The following is a 20,517-nucleotide window of genomic DNA, read 5'->3' as shown; positions in this document are numbered from 1 at the left end:
GGCATTCATCGGTCGATAGCCTGGGAAGAAGTGGACGCAGCAATGGCCTGCGGCGAGAAGTCGCCACCCAAGGCGCGGAACAGGCCGACAGCCGCCTGCAAATGAGCCAGGCGCACTTGCAGCAACGAGTCTTCGGCCTGGTACTGGGTGCGTTCGACGATCAGCAGGGTCTGGAAGTCCGTGGAGCCGAGGCGGTAGCGCACTTGCGCCAGGCGCGCGGCTTCACGGGCCGAGGTGACGGCGGCCTGGCTCAGGCTGTAGTTCTTGTCCAGCTCGCGGGTGGCGCTGAGCTGGGTTTCGACGTCTTGCAACGCCACCAGCATCGATTGCCGGTAGCTGGCGATCAGCTCCTGCACATGGGCCTCATCGAACGTGAGCTGCCCCTTGAGTTGGCCGCCCGTGAATACCGGCTGGGCCAGGGTGCCGATGGCACTCCAGATCCCGCCACCTGCCAGGGTGTCGACGCCAGCCAACACGTCAATGGACAAGCTCGGCAAAAAGGCCGCACGGGCGACGCCGACATCGAAGTTGGCAGACTTGACCCGCGCCTCGGCCGCCTGCACGTCCGGGCGCTGACGCAGCAGGCCGATAGGCAAGCCGGCCGACGGCTGCGGTGTTTGCAAGGTGTGCAGCGCCGGGCCATGGATGCTGAAGCCCAGAGGGGGCACGCCGGTCAGCACGGCCAGTTGATACAGGGCCTGATCGCGCTGTTGCTGCAAGGTCGGCACGGCCGCCTGGAAGGTTTGCAGGGCGTTGCGCTGTTGCTCGACCTCAAGGTTGGACACCGCCCCCTGACTGGCCTGGTACTGCACCAGGTCGAGCACTTGCTGGGCGTCGTTGGCGATCGAGCGCGCGAGGTTCAGGCGTTCGTCCAGCGACAGCACCGTGAAGTAGGCGTTGGCGATGTCGGCGCTCAGGGTCATGCGCAGGGTCTGGGCGTCGAACACCGTGGCCTTGGCCAGAGCGTCAGCGGAATTGGCCCGGGCGCGGTTCTTGCCCCAAAAATCCAACTCGTAAGTGGCTTCGCCGAACACGCTGGCCTTGGGCGTGACGCCGTAGTTGTTCTGGCGTTGCTTGAGGCCACCGAGGCTGACCTGAGGGAACTGCGCCGCACCCGCCACTTGGGCAGAGCCCTGGGCTTCGTCGATGCGGCTGATGGCGGCCTTGAGGTCGTAGTTGTGGTTCAGGCCTTGGTCGATCAGTTGATCGAGTTCGGGGCTGGCGAAGCCTTTCCACCACTGCCCCCCAGCGGCCGGCGCGACCACGGACTGACCGTCCCAGTGATCGGCCACCGGCAGCTCGGGCGTGTGGTAGCTGGGCACCAGGGAACAGCCGGCCAGGGTCGCCAGCAGGGCTATGGCAGGAACGTTGATCAATCCACGAGACATCGACACACAGCACCCCAGCCAACGCGAACGGTTGCGAATGAGGTGCAGATTAGGGGCCGGCGTTTAGCGCCGGATTCGTCGAGGGATAAACTTTTGTTTAGAAGCTGTTAATGGCGACCACTTGATCACCCTGTAGCGAGGGGGCCTGCCCATCGCTACAGGGTTGGCAGGCCTAGCGTCGTACATCGATGGGAGAAAAGCTTACTCGCGAAGGGGCTAGCGGCATCATCGCAAAGATCGAGGACAGCACACATGAACCGTCCGCGAGTACGATTGGCTCCCCCCAGGGCAATCAGGCCCACGCATTCATCGCCTGCGCCACATCATCCATCAACGCCTTGGCCATCTCGTTCAGGTACAGAGCAGACAACGCCGCATGGCCTGTAGGGTCACCGAACGCCGCTTCAGTCATCAATTTGTTTGCGCAGTCTTGCAGGATGGAGGCGTGTTCGAGGGCGTCGACGGCGGGGATATCGGGGTTGACGGTGAACAGGGAGTGGCCATCGAGCGAGCGGCCCCACTGGGTGGTTCCAGCGGTGTTGAGAGGAGCTTGAGTCATAGGGGTGAAATCCAGATTGAGAATGGAATTTCGCCAAAACAGCTCTTGGCAGGCCAAAATGAGCCCGCAAGACGGTATAGGCGCATCGCGCCAAATGGTCTGGGCCGCCAAGCCCATCTCGCTGATGTGCAGCGAGGGCCGAGAGGTTAACTCGCACCACGCCTGATCACAAGTCTTGCGAGGGCAAAGCTTCCGGGCGATGCGCGGACGTATCGGGACACAGTTGATCATTGGAATTGTGTGACGCCTAGCGTCACGCTATGCTGATGATCAAGACCTTCCAGCACAAAGGCCTCAAAGCCTTCTACCACAGCGGTACCACCCGCGGAATCCGCGCTGACCATGCACGGCGACTGGCACGGATGCTGCCGATTCTTGATCGGGCAGCGATTCCTGGGGATGTCGACATTCCCGGCTGGCGGCTCCACCTGCTCAAGGGCAGTCTGGATGGCTATTGGTCAGTGAGCGTTTCAGGTAATTGGCGCCTGATATTTCGCTTCATTGGCTCGGATATCGAACTGGTCGATTATCTTGATTACCATTGAAAGGAGCCGTCGCATGGCCATGCACAACCCGCCCCACCCTGGCGAAACGCTACTTGAAGATGTCCTGCCTGCACTGGGGCTCAGCATCGCCGCTTTCGCCCGCCATCTCGGTATTTCCCGCGAAGCCCTGTCCCGGGTTTTGCATGGCCGTGCGGGTATCTCGATCGACCTTGCGCTGCGGCTGGAACAAGCAGGTATCAGTACCGCGAGGCTGTGGGTGGGAGTCCAGGCGGATTACGACTTGTGGCGGGCCCGGCAGCAGAAGCGCCCGACCATCGAGCGGCTGGCTGTCGCGTGAACGCGGCAGCGCCTACCGGGCTATTCGATCGACCTGAATGCCGAGCTTCTTGAGGCGATACCAAAAGCTGCGCTCACTGATGCCCAGCAGCTGCGCGGCGGCGGCTTGCACGCCCCCGCTCTGCTGCAACGCCGCCAGCATGAACTGCTTCTCCATCTGCGCCAGGCTGCCATCCAGATCACTGGGCACGCCTGCTTCAACACCCGGCTCCCGGTCAATCGCCGGGGTGGAATGAAACAGATACCCCGGCAGATCCACCGCTTCGATGGTCGCGCCCTGGGCCACGATGATCGCCCGCTCCACACAGTTCTGCAGCTCGCGAATATTCCCCGGCCAGCTGTACTCGGCCATGGCCTGCAATGCCTCGGCGCTGAAGCCGTTGATCCGCTTGCCGGTGCTGGCGCCCAAGGTGCGGGCGAAATGCCGGGCCAGCGGGGCGATGTCTTCGACCCTTTCGCGCAGGGCCGGTAGCGGGATCGGGAAGACGTTGAGGCGATAGTAGAGGTCTTCGCGAAACTCCTTGTTGGCCACCGCTTCCAGCAAGCCTTTGTTGGTCGCGGCGATGACCCGCACGTCGACCTTGCGCTCGCGCGTATCCCCCACCGCCTCGATTACCCGCTCCTGCAAGGCACGCAGGATCTTGGCCTGCAAGGGCAGCGGCATGTCGCCGACTTCATCGAGGAACAGCGTGCCCTTGTCGGCCTGCACGAATCGCCCGACCCGATCCGCCAGCGCGCCCGTGAAGGCGCCCTTGCGGTGGCCGAACATTTCACTCTCCAGCAACCCTTCAGGGATGGCCGCACAGTTGACCGCCACGAACGGTTGATTGGCGCGGCTGCCGTGGTTGTGAATAGCGCGGGCGACCATCTCCTTGCCGGTGCCGCTCTCACCGGTCAGCAGAATGGTCGCGCTGCTGTCGCGCACCGACTCGATGGCCTGCAGCACACGGCTGAACGCCGGGCTCTCGCCTACCAGGCTGTCGATCTGCTGGTGCTCGTGTAATTGCGCGCGCATCCGCGCGTTGTCGCGCAGGATGTCGCCGAACTGCAGCGCCTTGTGCACGGTGATGTCCAGCTCGTCGATGTCAAAGGGCTTGGCGATGTAGTCATAGGCGCCGTTGCGCATCGACTGCACGGCGTTGCGCACCGTGCTGTAGGCGGTCATGACGATCACCGGCAGCAGCGGGAAGCGCGTCTTGATCTCCCCCAGCAGCCCCGGGCCATCGAGCCCCGGCATGCGCCAATCGGTGATCACCAGATCGATGCTCTCGTGCTCCAGCGTCTGCAAGGCAAGCAGACCGTTGGCGGCGGTGAGCACGTGCAAGTCGGCACTGGTCAATGCCGAGACCAGCAGGTCGCACAGCTTGGGTTCGTCGTCGACCACCAGAATGCGCCGGCTCATGGCTGCGCACTCAGATAGAGGTTGAAGGTGGCGCCCTGCCCCGGCACGCTCAGGCATTCTACCCGGCCGTCGTGGCTCTCCATGATGGAAAACACCTTGGCCAGGCCCAGCCCGGTACCGGAGGCTTTGGTGGTGACGAAGGGATTGAAGATACGTTCGAGCATGTCTGTGGGGATTCCCCTGCCGGTGTCGGTGAAGCTTAGCTGGGTAATCGATCCCTTGACGACAATCCCCAGGCGCAGCGTGCCGCCCTCGGGCATGGCGTCGATGGCATTGAGCACCAGGTTCAGGCAGGCCTGCTGCAAGAGCCGCGAATCGGCATACAGCGTCGCCCCCGGCGCCTGGTCGTCAATGATCGCTTCGACCTGATGATTGGCCAGCTCCGGGCCGCAGAAGCCCAGCAACTGCTCTAGCCACGGCCGCGCCTCGAACACCGCGCGCACCGGCGCACTGGGTTTGGCGAACTCGAGGAACTCGGTGATCAGCTCGTTGATACGGGTCACTTCACTGATCACGTATTCGAGGTGGCGCATGTCGGTTTCCGGCAGGCTCGCGCGGCGGTGCAGCAACTGCGTGGCGGTCTTGATGATGCCCAGCGGGTTGCGGATCTCGTGGGCCAGGCCCATGGCGACTTCGCCCAGGGTGTGCAAGCGATCGCGACGGCGCAGTTGCGCTTCCAGGTGCTGCAGATCGCTCAAGCCCTGAGCCATGAGGTTGAACGTACTGCTCAGCTCCGCCAGCTCCTCGCCAGCCGGCACCTCGACGCGCTGGCTGTAATCGCCGGCGGTAATCGCCCGCACGCCGCGCGACAGTGCACGCAGCGGCCGGGCAATGCGCCTGGCCAGCAACCAGCCAACGCCCAGCGACAACCCGGAACCGACCAAAAACAGCAACATGAACAGGTTGCTCTGGTTGATCGCCCCCATCAGCGCCGAGTGCTTGAGCAAACCACTGAACACGGCGCCCTGCAGCGCGCCATCGTCGCTGAAGATCGGTCGATAGACGCCGTCATAACGCGCCGTCGACTGCGGGCTCGGCACACGCGAAGTGCGCAGCACCTGTTCGATCTCCGGCGGCAGGATCCCGCTTGGGTGCTCGTCGAATTTTTGCGTCGAGAACACTTCAGCCAGCCCCTGGGGACTGTTGAGGTACAGGCGTAAATCCAGCGAGTGCACATCGGCGACGCTGGTCAGAAAACCCTGGTCGAGGTAGCTGGCAATCACCAGTTGGTAATCGCTGCCGTCCAGCGTCGCCGGAAACCGCGAGACCACGGTGCCGGTGGGGTTGTCGCCTTGGTAGACGATCTGCAACGAGACATCCGGCAGATCCTTGATCTGATGCAGCACGGCGTCGGACGCCGTGGTGAACACCACCTTGTAGTCGCTGATGCGGATCAACGCCACCACGTCGACGCCCATGGCGTTGGCGATGTCGTTGGTCATCTGTTGGTGCTCGGCGCTGACAGGCACCTGTCCGAGACTGTAGTGCAGCAGCAGCTGCGCCACCTGAGTGTTCTGGCGCAGGGTTTCGCTGGTTTCGTCTTCGACGATCTTGGTCGACTCCTCGAGCCACACCCGCACGTTGGCGTTGAAGATGCTCGACAACGTCGTCGCCGCCAGCTGCGCGGCGATCATGGTCGGCACCACACTGACCAGCCAGAACGCCAAGACCAGCTGGCGTTGCAGACTCCATTGGGACACTCGAAACATTCGGCGCAGGCCGCTGATGACGCTCATCCTTACTCGCTTGTGTCCAGGGCCGGGTCGCTTCGAGCCGGTCGGCTCCAAGGCTGCCTCAAGAGGCGCATTCCTGCAACTGCAAGACAGGTGCCGAGGCAGGCGCCTGTTCGAGTCGCAGGGTGTCGATAAACTCGGCACTGAGGGCGATGACTCGGGGGTATTCCAGGTCTACGGTGATCATGTGGTAGCAGTTGTCGAGCAAGATCTTGGTCACCGGCCCGCCGCTGCGTCGTTCGATGTAATCGGCATTCCAGGGGCTGGTGATGTCGTCCTCGCGCGAATGCAGAACCAACGCTGGCGTGGTCATGCCCGGCAGGCTCTGCTTGACCTTGGCGATCAGGCGATGCAACTCGCGCACGCTGACCCCGGACATCATCAACAGGCCCGCGCTGTCACTTTCACCGGCCAGCATCTGCTTCTCGATGATCGCTCGCAGGCGCGGGTTCTTGATGCCATAGGGCGACTTCTCGACGAACTTGCACAGGTGCACCCCGAATGGGATGCGCATCAGCCAAGGCGACAACGGCGCCAGCCGCGTCATGTTCCAGCCGTCATAGCGCAGCGTGGTCGAGTACAGCAGCAACCCCGAGACCTTCCCGGGGTTTTGCGCCGCCAGGTACATCGACAACAACGAGCCCATCGACAAACCGCCGACGAACACCTGCGCGTACAACGCACAGATACCGTCAAACGCGCGCTGGGCGCTGGCGAACCAGTCGCTCCAGCGCGTGGCACGCAAGTCGGCATTGTCGCCGCAATGCCCGGCCAGGGTCGGCACGAACACCGTGCAGCCACGTTTGGCCAGCCCTTGGGCCACCCGGCGCAATTCCGCCGGGGTGCCCGTCAGGCCGTGGATAAGCAACACCGCGACGGCGCCGTTACCGATTACAAAACCGGCGCCGCCCTCGCCCAGATCCACTCCCGGACAATTCATTTTTTGCAGACTCGGTGCAACAGGCGATCGAGCAGGCCGATGGCCAGATCGATTTCCGCGTAGCTGATTTCCAGCGACGGCGCCAGGGTGATGACGTTCTTGTAGTAGCCGCCCACGTCGAGGATCAGGCCCAGCTTGCGACCGTCGATTTCCAGATCGCCTTTCATGCCTTCTTCGACCATGAGATCGAGCATGGCCTTGTCCGGGGTGAAGCCGTCTTCCTTGCAGATCTCGCAGCGCAGTGCCAGGCCCAGTCCGTCAACGTCGCCGATGATCGGGTAGCGGCGTTGCAGGTCCTGGAGGCCGGCGAGGAAGTATTTGCCCTTCTCCATGACCATGCGGCCGTAGTCGATCTCGCTGGTCATGCGGAACATTTCCAAGCCCACGGCGGTGCCCAGCGGGTTGGAGGCGAAGGTGGAGTGGGTCGAACCTGGCGGGAAGATGCCCGGGTTGATCAGCTCTTCGCGGGCCCAGATGCCGCCCAGCGGGTTGAGGCCGTTGGTGAGTGCCTTGCCGAAGACGATGATGTCCGGTTTGACGTCGAAGTGCTCTATCGACCATAGCTTGCCGGTGCGGTAGAAGCCCATCTGGATTTCATCGACGACCAGCAGAATACCGTGCTGGTCGAGGACCTGCTTGAGCTCGCTGTAGAAGTTCATCGGCGGTATCACGTAGCCGCCGGTGCCCTGAATCGGCTCGACGTAAAAGGCCGCATATTCGCACTGCTGGGTTTTCGGATCCCACACACCGTTGTATTCGGTCTCGAACAGCCGCGCGAACTGCTGCACGCAGTGGCTGCCGTATTCTTCCTTGGTCATGCCCTTGGGGCCGCGGAAGTGGTACGGGAACGGGATGAACTGCGCGCGCTCGCCAAAATGGCCGAAGCGGCGACGGTAGCGGTAGCTGGAGGTGATCGATGAAGCGCCAAGGGTGCGGCCGTGGTAGCCCCCCTCGAAGGCGAACATCAGGCTCTTGCCGCCCGAGGCGTTACGCACCACTTTGAGCGAGTCTTCGACCGACTGCGAGCCGCCGACGTTGAAGTGCACGCGACCGTCCAGGCCGAATTTCTTCTTGGCGTCGACGGCGATGGTTTCCGCCAGTTCGATCTTGCCGCGGTGCAGGTATTGGCTGGCGATCTGCGGCAGGGTGTCGATCTGCTGCTTGAGTACGTTGTTCAAGCGCGGGTTGGAGTAGCCGAAGTTGACCGCCGAGTACCACATTTGCAGGTCGAGGTAGGCCTGGTCTTCGGTGTCGTACACGTAGGAGCCCTCGCAGCGGCTGAAAATGCGCGGCGGCTCGACGTAGTGAACGGTGTCACCGAAGGAGCAATACTTGGCTTCCTTGTCCAGCAGGATCTGGTCTTCGGGGCTTGCGATGCGTTTATCCGACATGGTGGAAGAGTTCCTGTGATTCGAGGCTGTAGTGAGGAGCGGGTGCGGCGACTGCCTGTGGCAAGCGCGCCAGCAGCGCTGGAAGTTCGCTGAAGGAATCGAAGCGCGCGTAGGGGATGCCCTGGCGTTCGCAGTGTTCGGCCAGGCGGCCTTTGGCGAACACGAAGTCGGCGCCAGCGGACACGCACATGTCCGACTGGCCATCGCCAATCACCAGCACGCGTTTGCCGGGCTGGGTCGACTTGCATTTGCAGTTGCCCGAGGCCGCGCGACAGGCGTCGCTGGCGTGGGGGAAATCGATGCTCCAGGCGTCCGGGCCGGCCTGGCGCAGACGGTTGGCGATGATTGGCAGCAGGCTGCAGTAGTTGCGCGACAGAATCCGCGCGATGGCTTGTTCGATGCCGTCGCTGACCACCTCGATGGAAGCGCCGAGTTCGCGCACGTGATCGACGAAATCGGGGAACGCCGGATCGATCTCGACGCTGTCGAAATACCCCAGCAGCTCGCTGGGCGTAGCCTTGACCATCGCCAGTTGGCGACCCAGGCATTCACGCGAACCGATGTTGCCGGCCAGCCACTGGTCTTCTACCGCTTCCCAGGCAGGATCGGCGAAGCGTTGAAGAATGTTGTCGATGACATCGCTGCGGGTGATGGTCCCGTCGAAGTCACACACGATATGCCACTGCAGCATCTGCATTGTCCTCGTTGATGCGGCGCACGTTGCGCGCAACGAGGCTAGAGCATGGACTGTGCCAGCTGTGGCAAACGCCAGCGGGCCGGGCCTTGCGGGCATTTCGAACGTGAATGCGCAAGGATTTCCCGCCCCCGGGCTACAATTTTTGTAGCTCGCTACAAACAACATGAGTGCTTGCACGGGCTGCGGCGATGGGGATAGATGCGCGCATTCATCCGATTGGAGTTGCGGATCATGCCCGCCCGTTTTTCATTGTCCTTGCTCATCGTGGGCCTATGCGCCAGCGCCTCTGTGCTTGTCGATGGCAGCGCCGTGGTCAGCGCCGCCCCCCTCACCGGCGACATCGGGGCTGGCGCCAGCTATGAGGTCCATGACCCCAGCGGCAGCCGCTACGAAACCCGCCCCCTGCCCTACTTCGATGTGACCTGGGGCAACGTTGAGCTGAGCAGCGACGACGGCTTGCAGTGGAGCGCCTTGCACAGCGGCGGCTGGAGCGCCGGGCCCTTCATCAATCACCTCGACGGTCGCACGGCCAACGGTTCATTGCGGGGGTTGGGCGATGTCGACGACATGCTGGTGGGTGGAGGTTTCGTGGCCTACAGCCCGCAACCCTGGTGGAACGTCTCGGCCCAGGCCGGGCGCACGGTGGGCGGCGGCAGTGGCAACGGCGGCCTGATCGGCAAGCTCGGTGGCGAGCTGGACTACCCGGTGTACCGCGGCATCATGGGCAGCAGCCAAGTGAGCGCGCACTTCAGCGACCACGCCCTGATGCAGACGTTTTTTGGCGTCGATGCCCAACAGGCACAGGCATCCGGGCTGCGCACCGACCATGCCGGCGGCGGCCTGCAGGCCACCGTGCTGAGCCAGGCGCTGCAGTTTCCGTTGCTCGACAATTGGTCGCTGGTGACCAACCTGAGCTGGACCCATCTGCAAGGCGCGGCGGCGGACAGCACCCTGGTCAAGGCCCGCGGCCGGGTCGATCAGGGCGAGGCCGACGTCGCCGTGGCGTATCACTTCTGATGACCTTGACTCTCTTTGCCCTCATCGCCTTGACGGTGTCGCTCGACGTGGTCGGGCAGCTGGCGTTCAAGCTCGGCCTGGACTCCCTGCCAGAGCTCGCGGGTGGTTTTCGTCTGCTCGGCTTTTGCCGGCAACTGTTCGCTGCGCCGCTGTTGTGGACCGGCATTCTGGCCTATGTGGTGGAATTCGTGACCTGGCTGACGGTGCTGTCCATGGCGCCGTTGAGCCTGGTGTTTCCGGCCGCAGCGCTGAGCTACTGCGGCGTAGTGGTGGCCGGGCGCGTGGTGCTCAAGGAGCACATCAGCCGCCGCCGCTGGATGGGCACCTTGCTGATCACCGCGGGGGTGATGCTGGTGTGTACCACGCAATGAATCCCCTGACTGACTGGACCTGATCATGACCATGCACATCACCAAGCAGAGCGCTGGCGTCGGCTTGTGGGCCCTGCTGATCGGCTCCGAGAGCGTCGCCCAGCTTGCCATGAAGATCGGCAGCGCAAGCCTGACCAGCCTGCCCATGGGGCTGGATTGGCTGAAGACCGCACTGAGCAGCCCCGGCGTACTGATCGCCGTGGCGTGCTACGTCTTTTCGTTTTTTACCTGGATGCTGATTCTGCGAATTACCACGTTGTCCAAGGCCTTCCCGTTGAGCTCGGTGGTGTTCGTCGCGGTGCTGCTGGGCTCCTGGCTTGGGCTGGGCGAACACATCAGCGGCCTGCATTGGCTGGGGGGCCTGGTGATCGTTGCAGGCATTGGCGTGATGGCTGAAGGTGCCGAGGGGTGAACCGCTGAATCTGATACCCGCACTGGGGCGCAAGGTTGCGCGTTCGGTGGTGAAGAGGCCCTCAAATTCAACTCTAAAGGTGGGGCGTTGACAGTGGTGTGTGGCCCTTTGCTGCGGGCCTGTGCGGCTCGCCCTGCCCATTGGCCCTTCGCCTAGGCTCAGGGTACCCGCGTTCCGGCACCTGAAGAGAGGGCACGGCGCAACGGGCCTTCCATGGCCCAACGCGCCTGACCCGGCATCCTGCCGGGATCTCCCTCTCTTCAGGCGCCTCCACGCGGCCTGCTGGAGGGGCGGCCGCACAGGCCCGCAGCAAAGGACCAGCCGAGATTTAAGTGCCCTCCAAAAAGAGCTTTTTTGGAGTAACAACACAAATATCACTGTTCTGCTTTCGAGCCGGCCTTGGGGTCGCGGCCCCCTTCCAGCAGGCCGCGCTTCGACGCACTGGCGAGGGGATAGCCGGCATGGATGCCGGCTAAGCCCCGTTGGGCCAAGGAAGGCCCATCGGGGCGTGCCCCTCGCCAGTGCGTCGAAGCGCGGGCACCCTGAGCCAAAGCGAAGGGCCAATGGCGGGGGCCGCGACCCCAAGGCCGGCTCGAAAGCAGAACCACCCCAATCCCCAGCCAGCAAAAATCACTGCCCAGCGTTCGCCCCCTCCCAAGACCCACCCAAAGCCGCCTGCAACTGCACGCTAGTCACCAACTGGGTCCCCACCAAACTCAGCAACGTCTGCCGTTCACTAAGACTCGTCGCCTGCGTCGTCGCCACATCCAGATAGTCGATGACCCCGGCTTCATACTGATCCCGGCTGACCGACGCGGAATCCTCCGCCGCCTCTGCAGAAGTGCGACGCGCCACCAATTCCGGCTCCAATGTCCGCAGCTCGACCAGATAATCCTCCACCTCGCCCAAACCGGTCAGCACCGTCTGTCGATACGACGCCACTGAAGCATCGTAAGCCGCCCTCGCCTGCTCCACCGTCGCCTTGGTCTTGCCGAAGTCCAGCAACGTACCGGTCAGGCTCGGGCCGATGGACCAGAAGCGATTGGGCAAGGAGAACAGATTGCTCATGGTCGAGCTTTGATAACCGCCACTGGCACTCAGCGTCAGGTCCGGATAATAGGCCGCAGTGGCCACCCCGACCGCAGCGTTCGAGGCTGCCATTTCCCGCTCCGCCGCGGCGATGTCCGGGCGCCGCTCCAACAAACGGCTCGGCACACCCAGCGGCACCTGAGGCACGTGGTAAGCCCACTTGGCATCCGCCGCCAGGCTGAAATCCGCCGGCGCCTTGCCCATCAATAAGGCGATGGCATGCTCGTACTGCGCGCGCTGCCATTGCAGATCGAGCATCGACGCCCGGGCACTGTGCAACTGAGTCTTGCCGGTGGACAGGTCGGCGCGCGAAACGATGTTCTCGTCGTACTTGTTCTGGATGATCTGCAGGTAACGCTCGTAGCCCTTGATGGTGTCCTCATACAGCGCAATGCGCCGATCGAGAATGCGCAGCTGGAAGTAATCCTGGGCCAATGACGATTGCGCGCTGAGGGTCGCGTTGGCCAGATCGGCGGCGCTGGCCTGGGCACTGGCGCGATCTTCCTCGACAGTACGGCGCAGCTTGCCCCAGATATCGGCCTCCCAGCTCAGGCTCAACGTCGCCGAGTGCTCGTTGCTGGGGCCGCCTGCGCTGCCAGCACTGCTCGAACCGCTCGATCCGGTGCCGGTCTCGCTGCGGGTGGTGGCGCCGGTGGCCGAGACAGTCGGCAGCAACTCGGCCCGCGATCCACGCACCAGCGCCAGCGCTTGGCGGTATTGCGCCGCGTACTGAGCGACGTTCTGGTTATTGAGCTGTACCTGGGCCACCAGCGCGCTCAACTGCGGGTCCTGATACAGCGCCCACCACGGGCCCTTGGGCAGTTCATCCTGGGGGCTGGCGGCCTTCCAGCCCGCGGCTTCCTTGAACGCCACCGACACCGGGGCGCTGGGGCGCTGATAGTCCGGGCCGACCATGCAGCCACTCATCGCGGCGGCGACGGCCAGGGCCAAACACAGACGCGACGGCTTGAAAACATTCATGGGATAACCTTCATCAGTCAATCAGCCGGCGGCGTGCGAGCGGCGAATACGGGTATGCCACAGCTGCCGAGTGGCACGGCTCAGGCGGTCTAGATACAGGTACACCACGGGGGTCGTGAACAACGTCAGCAACTGGCTGAGCGCCAGGCCGCCGGCGATCGCCATGCCCATGGGTTTACGCAAGTCGGCGTCGCCGCCACTGCCCAGGGCCATGGGCAAGGCGCCGAAGAACGCTGCCAGGGTGGTCATCAGGATCGGCCGCAGACGCATGCGGCAGGCTTCGATGATTGCCTGCTCGGGGCTCAGGCCCTGCTCGCGTTCGGCCATCAAGGCGAAGTCGATCATCATGATGGCGTTCTTCTTGACGATGCCGATCAACAGCAAGATGCCGATCAAGGCGATCACCGTCAGCTGCATATTGGTGACCTTCATCAACAGCAAGGCACCGACCCCGGCCGAGGGCAAGGTCGACAGAATGGTCAGCGGATGCACATAGCTCTCGTACAGCACGCCGAGGACGATATACACCGCCAGCAGCGCCGCGAGGATCAGCCACGGCATGCTCTTGGCCAGCGCCGCGAAGGCCTGGGCGGTACCAGCGAAACCCACCTGCACATCGCGCGGCATACCGAGCTTGTCGATGGCGCCATCGATAGCCGCAGTGGCCTGCTCCAGCGATACGCCATCGGCCAGGTTGAAAGCCACGGTGCTGGTCGCCGACTGGCCCTGGTGCGCCACCGACAGCGGCGCGTTGTCCGGGCTGAACGAGGCGAAGGCGGTCAACGGGATCTGCTGCTGGTCGCTGTTGACCACATACATCCGCGCCAGCATGGTCGGATCCTGGGTGTACGCCGGGTCAAGGCCCATGATCACGTGGTACTGATTCATGGTTTTGTACAGCGTGGCGACCTGGCGCTGGCTGAAGGCATTGTTGAGCAGATCGTCGATGTCGCTGGTGCTCACTCCCAGGCGGCTGGCGGCGGCGCGATCGATGTGCAGCTTGATCTCTTGACCGCCAGTCTGCGAATCGGAGTCGATACCGGTCAGCTGCGGCAAACTGCGCAACGCCGCCTCGACCTTGGGCGTCCACAGCCGCAGCACGTCGAGGTCGTCGGCGCGCACGCTGAACTGATAGGTCGCGTTAGCGCTGCGGCCACCGATGTGGATATCTTCGGCGGGCATCATGAACACCTGGATGCCGGCGGTCTTGCTGTTGGCCATGCTCAGGCGATTGGCGATCACCTGAGCGGTGTCCTTGCGCAATTTGTAGTCCTTGAGGCGGATGAAGAACATCCCCGTGTTGCGCGAACCGAAACCACCGCTGCCGGTGGAAGTGTTGACCGCCTCGACATCCGGGTCGGCGGCGATGGCCTTGGCGATCTTCACCAACTGTGGTTCCAGGGCCTGGAACGAGGTGTTCTGGTCGCCGCGCACGGCGCCCATGAGCACCCCGGTGTCCTGAGCCGGGAAGAAACCCTTCTGCACCGTGGCGTACAGGTAGACGTTGAGCATCACCGTCAGCAGCAGGCTGAACAGCGTCAGCAGGCGATGACGCATGACCCACACCAGCGCCGCCAGATAGGCATCCTGCAACGCCTGCAAGCCGCGCTCGACCCACTGATACAGGCGCGGCACCGGCTTTTGATGATCGGGCTGACGCAACACCAGCACGCACAGCACCGGGGTCAAGGTCAGCGACACCACCATCGACAGCACCAGCGCCACGCTGAGCGTCACGGCGAACTCCCTGAACAAGCGCCCGACGATGTCGCCCATCAGCAGGATCGGAATGAACACCGCTATCAACGAAACCGTCATCGACAGCACGGTAAAGCCCACTTCCCGGGTGCCCATCAGCGCTGCCCGCAGCGGGCGCATGCCCTGCTCCTGATAGCGCGCGATGTTTTCCAGCACCACGATGGCGTCGTCCACCACAAAACCGGTGCAGATGATCAACGCCATCAGCGACAGATTGTCGAGGCTGTAGCCCACCAGGTACATCACCGCGCAGGTGCCGATCAAGGAGACCGGCAACACCACAGCGGGGATCAAGGTCGCGCGCGCGTTGCGCAAAAACACGAAGACCACCACGATCACCAGCAGCACGGCGATCAGCAGGGTCTCCTCGGTATCGTGCAGCGAAGAACGCACCGTGGTGGAACGATCGATCATGGTCGCCAGCTGTACATCACCCGGCACCATCGCCTGCAGCTGCGGCATCAGCGCCTTGATGCTGTCGATGGTCTGCAGCATGTTGGCGCCCGCCGAACGCGTCACACCCAAGGTCACCGACGGCTGGCCGTTGAAGTAACCACCGACGAAGGTGTCCTCCACCGAATCGTAGACGTTGGCAACATCGCCCAGATGCACCGCAGCGCCGTCCTGATAGCTGACCACCAGCGCCCGGTATTGATCGGCCTGATCGAGCTGGTCGTTGCTGTCGATCATCCAGTGCTGGCCGTCACCCTGAAGAATGCCCTTGGGCTTGGCCTTGGTGGCGTTGCTGATCGCCGTGCGCACGGTGTCCAACGAGATGCCGGCGTGGGCCAGCTGCTGGGGCTGCAAATCGATGCGCACGGCGGGCAGCGAACCACCGCGCACCGACACTTCGCCAACGCCCGTGACCTGAGCGATCTTCTGTTGCAGCGTGCTGTAGGCCAGGTCGTACAGCTCGCCGCGGCTGCGGGTCGGCGAGGTCAGCGCGAGCATGATGATCGGCGCGTCCGAAGGGTTGGCCTTGCGGTAGGTCGGCAGCGACGGCATTGAGCTGGGCAGCAAGCTGCGCGAAGCATTGATGGCCGCCTGCACATCGCGGGCGGCACCGTTGATGTCGCGGTCCAGGCCGAATTGCAGCACCAGGCTGGTGGAGCCCTGACCGCTGCTCGAGGTCATCTCGGTGATCCCGGCGATGGTCCCGAGGCTGCGCTCCAAGGGCGTGGCCACGGTGGCGGCCATGGTTTCCGGGCTGGCGCCAGGCAGGCTGGCACTGACGATCACCGTGGGGAAGTCCACCTGCGGCAGCGGCGCCACCGGCAGCAGGACGAAGCCGAGTACACCGGCCAGGGTGATGCTCAGGCTCAGCAGCAGCGTCGCCACGGGCCGCCGGATAAAGAACCGCGACAGGTTCAGCGGGCGGCTCACGGCGTGATCCTTGCCTGATCATTGCGGCGACCGAATCGGGCACGCGCGCGCTCCGACAGGCCATCGAACAACAGATAGATGACCGGCGTGGTGAACAGCGTCAGCAACTGGCTGAGCAGCAGACCGCCGACGATCACCAGCCCCAACGGCCGGCGCAATTCGGCGCCGGCGCCGGTGGCCAGCATCAACGGCAAGGCGCCGAACAACGCCGCCAGCGTGGTCATCAGGATCGGCCGCAAGCGCAGCAGGCAAGCGCGATGGATCGCGTCGCGGGCGCTGAGGTGCTGGTGCTGACGGCCCTCGAGGGCGAAGTCGATCATCATGATGGCGTTCTTCTTGACGATACCGATCAGCAGAATCACGCCGATCAAGGCAATCAGGCTGAACTCGGTGCCACACAGCAGCAACGCCAGCAGCGCGCCGATAGCCGCCGATGGCAAGGTCGAGAGGATGGTCACCGGGTGGATGAAGCTCTCGTAGAGCATGCCCAGCACGATGTACATGGTCACCAGCGCCGCCAGAATCAGCCACAGGGTGTTGCCCGTCGCGGCCTGGAAGGCAGCGGCGGCGCCCTGATAACGCAAAGTGATACTGGACGGTGCCTGCAGCTCGGTCATCACGCTGCTGATGGCCTGCTGCGCTTGCTCCAGCGAGTAGCCGTCGGCCAGGTTGAACGACAGCGTCACGGCCGGAAACTGATCCAGGCGCGCCAGGCTCAGGGCGCCGGTACGCTGGCCGACCTTGGCGATGTCGGTCAGGCGCACCATCGAGGCCGGGGTGTTGGCGGTGGTCGTGCTGCTGGTCGAGCCCGTGGTTGCAGTGCTGCTCGAACCGGTACTGGTACTGGTACTGGCGGTGCTGGTGCTGGTGCTGGTCGACGCGTTGGCCGCCGCCAGATAGATATGGTCGAAGGCCTCCATGGAATTCTGGAAGCGACCCGGCACCTGCAGCACCACGCGGTACTGGTTGGACTGAGTGAAGATGGTCGAAATCAGACGCTGACCGAAGGCGTTGTACAGCGCCGTATCCACATCGGATGCGGTGATACCGTAACGCATGGCCGCTGCCCGATCCAACTCGACATAGGCAACCAGCCCCTGATCCTGAAGGTTATCGACGACATCACGGAGCTCCGGGCGGTTCTGCAGCTTGGCCATAAGCTTGGGAATCAAGGCCGCCAGATTGGCGCTGTCGGCATCGTCCAGGGTGAACTGATACTGGCTAGGCGTCAGCTGATCATCCACCGTCAGGTCCTGGGAACTGGTGAGATTCAGCTGCATGCCCGCGACGCTGGCGGTGGACTGCTGCAAGCGCTTGATGATTGCATCGGCGGTGTCGCTGCGTTCGTCGAACGGCTTGAGCTCGATCTGCAGCCGGCCGTTGTTGAGCGAGGCGTTGGTGCCATCGACACCGATGGTCGAGGACACCGATTGCACCGCCGGGTCCTGACGCACCACCTCGACCAGCGCCTGCTGACGGCGCGCCATTTCGCTGAACGACACGTCCTGGGAGGCGCGGGTAAAACCCTGCAGCAAGCCGGTGTCTTCTGGCGGGAAAAAGCCCTTGGGCACGATGAGGTACAGCAGCGCCGTCAGCGCCACGGTGGCGACCGCCACCAGCAGCGTCAGGCGCTGATGATCGAGCACCCACAACAGGCCGCGATCATAGCCGTCGAGCACGCGCTGGTACTGGCGATCGCCCCAGGCGGCAAAGCGGCTTTGCTGGTCTTTTTCGACATGGCGCAACAGGTGTGCGCACAGCATCGGCGTGAGGGTCAGGGAAATGACCATCGACACCAGAATCGCCACCGCCAGGGTGATGGCGAATTCGCGGAACAGCCGGCCGACTACATCGCCCATGAACAGCAGCGGGATCAGCACCGCGATCAGCGATACGGTCAGCGAGATGATGGTGAAGCCGATCTCCTGGGAGCCCTTGAGCGCGGCCACCATGGGCGTCTCGCCCTCCTCCAGATGCCGCGAAATGTTCTCGACCACGACGATGGCATCGTCGATCACGAAGCCGGTGGCAATGGTGAGCGCCATCAGTGTCAGGTTGTTGAGGCTGAATCCGGCCAGGTACATGACGCCGAAGGTGCCGACCAGCGACAGCGGCACCGCGACACTGGGGATCAGCGTGGCGGTGAGGTTGCCGAGGAACACGAACGTCACCAGCACCACCAGGCCGATGGACAGCATCAGCTCGATCTGCACGTCCTTGATCGAGGCGCGGATGGTTTGCGTGCGGTCGTTGATCACCGCCAGTTGCACCGAGTCCGGCAGGGCCTTTTGCAAGGTCGGCAGTTGCGCCTTGATGTTGTCGACCACGTCGATGACGTTGGCGCCGGGTTGGCGCTGCACGTTGACGACGATCGCCGGCTGACCGTTGGCGGTGGCCGACAGGTATTGGTCCTGGGGCGCTTCGGCGGTGGTGGCGACGTCTTTGAGACGCAGCGCGGCGCCGTTTTCATAGGCCAGCACCAGCTCGCCGTATTCGGACGCATCGCGCAACTGGTCGTTGGCATCGATGGTAATCGAGTGCGCCGGGCCGTCGAAACCACCCTTGGAGCCGTTGACGTTAGCGGCGTTGACCTTGGTGTAGACGTCTTCGAGAGTCAGGCCGTGAGCGGCCAGCGCTACCGGGTTGACTTCGATCTTGACCGCTGGCTGCTGACCTCCGGCCAGGCTGACCAGGCCCACGCCGGAAATCTGCGACAGCTTGAGCGCCACCCGGGTGTTGACCAGGTCCTGCACACGGGTCAGCGGCAGGCTGTCCGAGGTCGCGGCAATGGTCAGCACCGCGGTGTCGGCGGGGTTGACCTTTTTGTAGGTGGGCGGGTTGGGCAAGTCGGTCGGCAGCAGGCTGTCGGCGGCGTTGATCGCGGCCTGGACTTCCTGCTCGGCGACGTCCAGCGACAGGTCGAGCGAGAACTTGAGAGTAATGACCGAGGAGCCTGCCGAGCTCACCGAGTACATCTGCGACAGCCCGGCCATCTGCCCCAGCTGACGCTCCAGCGGTGCAGTCACCGCCGAGGCCAGCACGTTGGAGCTGGCGCCGGGATAGAGGGTCGAGACCTGGATGGTCGGGTAATCGACTTCCGGCAGCGCCGAGGTGGACAACAGCCGGTAGGCAAAAATCCCCGACAGCAACACCGCCACCATCAGCAACACCGTGGCGACCGGGCGCTCGATAAACAGCCGTGATGGATTCATGGGGCTTTGGCGCCTGCCGTCTTGTCGGCGGCGGGTTTTTCGATCTCCACCGCTGCGCCGTCGCGCAGGTGATCGATACCCCGGGTAACGACCTGATCGCCATTGGCGATGCCGTCGGTGATCACCGTGCGCTCATCGATATTCGGCCCGACCTGCACCGCCTTGCGGTTGGCCTTGCCGTCCTTGACCACATAGACAAAGTGCCCACCGGAGCTCAACTGTACCGCCGCCGCAGGGATGACCACAGCGCTCTTCAGAGTGTCGGTCTGCAGCTTCACGTTGACGAACTGATTGGGGTAGAGCTTCTCGTCCGGATTGTCGAACACAGCCTTGAGCTTGATGCTGCCGGTGCTGGTGTCGATCTCGTTGCTGATGAACTTCAGGGTGCCGGTGGCCAGCACTGCGGTGCCGAGTTGATCCATGGCCTGCACGCTCAGCGCCTGGCCCTGGCGCACCTTGGGCAGCAGGCTGGCGAGTTGCGCCTGAGGCAGGCTGAAGGTCACGCCGATCGGGTTGGTCTGGGTGACGGTGACGATGCCGGTGGTGCTCCCGGACTGCACGATATTGCCCGGATCGACCAGGCGCAGGCCGACGTAGCCATCGATGGGCGAGACGATGCGCGCGTATTGCAGGTTGAGCTTGGCGGCATCGATCTGCGCCTGGTCGGTCTTGGCCGCACCGGCGTATTGGCCGACGGTGGCGACCTGGGTGTCGAGGTCTTGCTTGGCCAAGGAGTCCTTGGCGTACAGACGCTTGTAGCGCTCGACGGTGAGCTGCGCGCTCTTGAGCAGTGCGTTGTTTTCTTCCAGCGCGCCTTTGTATTGATCCAGGGTGGCCTGGTAGGCACGGGGGTCGATCTGCGCCAGCAACTGGCCCTTTTTCACGTACTGGCCTTCGGTGAAGTACACCGCCTGCAGTTCGCCGTCGACGCGGCTGGTCACCGTCACCGAATAGTTGGGGATCACCGTACCGAGCGCCTGCTGGATCACCGGCACGTCGGCCAGCCCGGCCTGACCAGTGGCGACGCTGATGGTGGCGTTCATGCCCATGCCCGGCCCGCCCGGCCCCCGACGGCCGCCTGCGGCCATGCCGCCTGGCGCCGAGTCAGGGCTGGAGGAATGCGTGTAGATCAGGTAAGCCCCACCCAGCACGGCAATGCACAGCACGGTGAGGAGCAGGGGTTTACGGGAGCGAGATCGGGCAGCCGGAGTTTGGGTCATTGATACACTTCTGCAAGGCTGAAATACGAGGCAGGCACACAGCAATGCCCGCGAACAGGATGGAGATTAGGCAAGAATTGTGCAGGAAATATGGAGGGGGGTGGCGGGCCTCAGGGATGTGG

16 protein-coding genes are annotated in these 20,517 nt (G+C 63.6%); 5 read left to right on the top strand and 11 right to left on the bottom strand.

Features of this window, described 5'->3' with window-relative positions; all coding sequences use genetic code 11:
* Positions 1–5: 5 nt before the first annotated feature.
* Positions 6–1,388, bottom strand: a complete 1,383-nt coding sequence (locus tag LIX93_RS02170) for an efflux transporter outer membrane subunit (RefSeq protein WP_226502366.1) — start codon at positions 1,386–1,388, stop codon at positions 6–8.
* A 292-nt stretch (positions 1,389–1,680) separates the two neighbouring features.
* On the bottom strand, positions 1,681–1,947 hold the full coding sequence (locus LIX93_RS02165; RefSeq protein WP_226502365.1) for a DUF3077 domain-containing protein: 267 nt from the start codon (positions 1,945–1,947) through the stop codon (positions 1,681–1,683).
* Between the two features lie 266 nt (positions 1,948–2,213).
* On the opposite strand from LIX93_RS02165, the gene LIX93_RS02160 reads away from it, so the two are divergent.
* Both LIX93_RS02160 and LIX93_RS02155 read left to right on the top strand, forming a co-directional pair.
* Positions 2,214–2,492, top strand: coding sequence for a type II toxin-antitoxin system RelE/ParE family toxin (locus LIX93_RS02160; protein ID WP_226502835.1), 279 nt, complete (start codon positions 2,214–2,216; stop codon positions 2,490–2,492).
* Positions 2,493–2,505: 13 nt separating this feature from the next.
* Positions 2,506–2,790: a HigA family addiction module antitoxin gene (locus LIX93_RS02155; RefSeq protein ID WP_226502364.1), complete on the top strand. Its 285-nt coding sequence runs from the start codon at positions 2,506–2,508 to the stop codon at positions 2,788–2,790.
* A gap of 12 nt (positions 2,791–2,802) precedes the next feature.
* On the opposite strand, the gene LIX93_RS02150 is transcribed toward LIX93_RS02155, so the two are convergent.
* From LIX93_RS02150 to LIX93_RS02130, 5 genes are read right to left on the bottom strand one after another with little or no spacing between them, the layout of a single operon-like run.
* Entirely contained in the window at positions 2,803–4,191 is a 1,389-nt protein-coding gene (locus LIX93_RS02150) for a sigma-54 dependent transcriptional regulator (protein WP_226502363.1), read from the bottom strand.
* Entirely contained in the window at positions 4,188–5,927 is a 1,740-nt protein-coding gene (locus LIX93_RS02145; RefSeq protein ID WP_226502362.1) for a HAMP domain-containing sensor histidine kinase, read from the bottom strand. The genes LIX93_RS02150 and LIX93_RS02145 overlap by 4 nt, the downstream gene beginning before the upstream one ends.
* 58 nt (positions 5,928–5,985) lie before the next feature.
* Positions 5,986–6,864, bottom strand: a complete 879-nt coding sequence (locus LIX93_RS02140) for an alpha/beta fold hydrolase (RefSeq protein WP_226502361.1) — start codon at positions 6,862–6,864, stop codon at positions 5,986–5,988.
* Positions 6,861–8,255, bottom strand: a complete 1,395-nt coding sequence (locus LIX93_RS02135; protein WP_226502360.1) for an aminotransferase class III-fold pyridoxal phosphate-dependent enzyme — start codon at positions 8,253–8,255, stop codon at positions 6,861–6,863. Before LIX93_RS02135 ends, LIX93_RS02140 begins: the two co-directional genes overlap by 4 nt.
* Complete coding sequence (locus LIX93_RS02130; protein ID WP_226502359.1) at positions 8,245–8,946, bottom strand: MtnX-like HAD-IB family phosphatase; 702 nt, start codon at positions 8,944–8,946, stop codon at positions 8,245–8,247. Before LIX93_RS02130 ends, LIX93_RS02135 begins: the two co-directional genes overlap by 11 nt.
* 237 nt (positions 8,947–9,183) lie before the next feature.
* Between LIX93_RS02130 and LIX93_RS02125 the strand changes: the two genes are divergently transcribed.
* The 3 genes from LIX93_RS02125 to LIX93_RS02115 are packed head-to-tail and all read left to right on the top strand — an operon-like array spanning position 9,184 to position 10,752.
* Positions 9,184–9,969 (top strand): MipA/OmpV family protein, encoded by a 786-nt coding sequence (locus LIX93_RS02125; RefSeq protein WP_226502358.1) that lies wholly within the window; start codon positions 9,184–9,186, stop codon positions 9,967–9,969.
* Complete coding sequence (locus LIX93_RS02120) at positions 9,969–10,340, top strand: EamA family transporter (RefSeq protein ID WP_226502357.1); 372 nt, start codon at positions 9,969–9,971, stop codon at positions 10,338–10,340. Before LIX93_RS02125 ends, LIX93_RS02120 begins: the two co-directional genes overlap by 1 nt.
* Positions 10,341–10,365: 25 nt before the next feature.
* Positions 10,366–10,752 (top strand): transporter, encoded by a 387-nt coding sequence (locus LIX93_RS02115; protein ID WP_226502356.1) that lies wholly within the window; start codon positions 10,366–10,368, stop codon positions 10,750–10,752.
* A 630-nt stretch (positions 10,753–11,382) separates the two neighbouring features.
* On the opposite strand, the gene LIX93_RS02110 is transcribed toward LIX93_RS02115, so the two are convergent.
* The 4 genes from LIX93_RS02110 to LIX93_RS02095 are packed head-to-tail and all read right to left on the bottom strand — an operon-like array spanning position 11,383 to position 20,395.
* Positions 11,383–12,822, bottom strand: coding sequence for an efflux transporter outer membrane subunit (locus LIX93_RS02110; protein WP_226502355.1), 1,440 nt, complete (start codon positions 12,820–12,822; stop codon positions 11,383–11,385).
* Positions 12,823–12,843: 21 nt separating this feature from the next.
* A complete protein-coding gene (locus LIX93_RS02105; protein ID WP_346015208.1) occupies positions 12,844–15,963 on the bottom strand; it encodes an efflux RND transporter permease subunit in 3,120 nt (1,039 codons plus the stop codon).
* On the bottom strand, positions 15,960–19,175 hold the full coding sequence (locus LIX93_RS02100) for an efflux RND transporter permease subunit (protein WP_226502354.1): 3,216 nt from the start codon (positions 19,173–19,175) through the stop codon (positions 15,960–15,962). Before LIX93_RS02100 ends, LIX93_RS02105 begins: the two co-directional genes overlap by 4 nt.
* Positions 19,172–20,395: an efflux RND transporter periplasmic adaptor subunit gene (locus LIX93_RS02095; RefSeq protein ID WP_226502353.1), complete on the bottom strand. Its 1,224-nt coding sequence runs from the start codon at positions 20,393–20,395 to the stop codon at positions 19,172–19,174. Before LIX93_RS02095 ends, LIX93_RS02100 begins: the two co-directional genes overlap by 4 nt.
* Positions 20,396–20,517 lie beyond the last annotated feature (122 nt).

This window comes from Pseudomonas sp. MWU16-30317 (assembly GCF_020515695.1).
In the GTDB taxonomy this organism is placed as follows: Bacteria; Pseudomonadota; Gammaproteobacteria; order Pseudomonadales; family Pseudomonadaceae; genus Aquipseudomonas.
The sequence above is the reverse complement of the archived record's forward strand: the minus strand, read 5'-3'. Positions and strand labels throughout refer to the sequence as shown.

What these genes read in the sequence shown, in the direction of transcription:
- LIX93_RS02170 (WP_226502366.1), bottom strand. Translation starts at nt 1,388, where the DNA reads ATGTCTCGTGGATTGATCAACGTTCCTGCCATAGCCCTGCTGGCGACC.
- LIX93_RS02165 (WP_226502365.1), bottom strand. Translation starts at nt 1,947, where the DNA reads ATGACTCAAGCTCCTCTCAACACCGCTGGAACCACCCAGTGGGGCCGC.
- LIX93_RS02160 (WP_226502835.1), top strand. Translation starts at nt 2,214, where the DNA reads ATGATCAAGACCTTCCAGCACAAAGGCCTCAAAGCCTTCTACCACAGC.
- LIX93_RS02155 (WP_226502364.1), top strand. Translation starts at nt 2,506, where the DNA reads ATGGCCATGCACAACCCGCCCCACCCTGGCGAAACGCTACTTGAAGAT.
- LIX93_RS02150 (WP_226502363.1), bottom strand. Translation starts at nt 4,191, where the DNA reads ATGAGCCGGCGCATTCTGGTGGTCGACGACGAACCCAAGCTGTGCGAC.
- LIX93_RS02145 (WP_226502362.1), bottom strand. Translation starts at nt 5,927, where the DNA reads ATGAGCGTCATCAGCGGCCTGCGCCGAATGTTTCGAGTGTCCCAATGG.
- LIX93_RS02140 (WP_226502361.1), bottom strand. Translation starts at nt 6,864, where the DNA reads ATGAATTGTCCGGGAGTGGATCTGGGCGAGGGCGGCGCCGGTTTTGTA.
- LIX93_RS02135 (WP_226502360.1), bottom strand. Translation starts at nt 8,255, where the DNA reads ATGTCGGATAAACGCATCGCAAGCCCCGAAGACCAGATCCTGCTGGAC.
- LIX93_RS02130 (WP_226502359.1), bottom strand. Translation starts at nt 8,946, where the DNA reads ATGCTGCAGTGGCATATCGTGTGTGACTTCGACGGGACCATCACCCGC.
- LIX93_RS02125 (WP_226502358.1), top strand. Translation starts at nt 9,184, where the DNA reads ATGCCCGCCCGTTTTTCATTGTCCTTGCTCATCGTGGGCCTATGCGCC.
- LIX93_RS02120 (WP_226502357.1), top strand. Translation starts at nt 9,969, where the DNA reads ATGACCTTGACTCTCTTTGCCCTCATCGCCTTGACGGTGTCGCTCGAC.
- LIX93_RS02115 (WP_226502356.1), top strand. Translation starts at nt 10,366, where the DNA reads ATGACCATGCACATCACCAAGCAGAGCGCTGGCGTCGGCTTGTGGGCC.
- LIX93_RS02110 (WP_226502355.1), bottom strand. Translation starts at nt 12,822, where the DNA reads ATGAATGTTTTCAAGCCGTCGCGTCTGTGTTTGGCCCTGGCCGTCGCC.
- LIX93_RS02100 (WP_226502354.1), bottom strand. Translation starts at nt 19,175, where the DNA reads ATGAATCCATCACGGCTGTTTATCGAGCGCCCGGTCGCCACGGTGTTG.
- LIX93_RS02095 (WP_226502353.1), bottom strand. Translation starts at nt 20,395, where the DNA reads ATGACCCAAACTCCGGCTGCCCGATCTCGCTCCCGTAAACCCCTGCTC.